Below are 365 nucleotides of genomic sequence, written 5' to 3'. Positions count from 1 at the left end.
GCATCATCCTTGGAAAACGGATTAGTAATAGTCGAGCTAGAACCTTGAAGTACCGCCTCGGGGTGCCTTATTTCCATAATGCACTTTATGCGTTGTTCATCCTTCGTGTTAACATCCACTAAGATCAAGTGCTGACCTTCAATAATTTGTTCGTGAAACTTCTGGATCTTGTAGTGTTCAGTATTGAGCCCACCAACACCGCCAAACCACGCACCAAAGAACATGCTAAAGATCGCGATCACTAGCCATGCATTGAAGCTAAACTCCTCGATATAAGTAAAGGGGACTAAAAAAACAGCCCAATCATCCCACCGGACAATAAGCCTCGCTCTACAAAGCGCACGAAGTCGGTACGCTGAAGTGCA

Annotated in this window: 1 pseudogene; it reads right to left on the bottom strand. The window is 45.2% G+C overall.

Annotated features, from left to right (window positions below):
• A pseudogene (locus tag A3761_RS06560) lies at positions 1-242 on the bottom strand (hypothetical protein); the annotation flags it as partial.
• Positions 243-365 lie beyond the last annotated feature (123 nt).

This window comes from Oleiphilus sp. HI0123 (assembly GCF_001635315.1).
The sequence above is the reverse complement of the archived record's forward strand: the minus strand, read 5'-3'. Positions and strand labels throughout refer to the sequence as shown.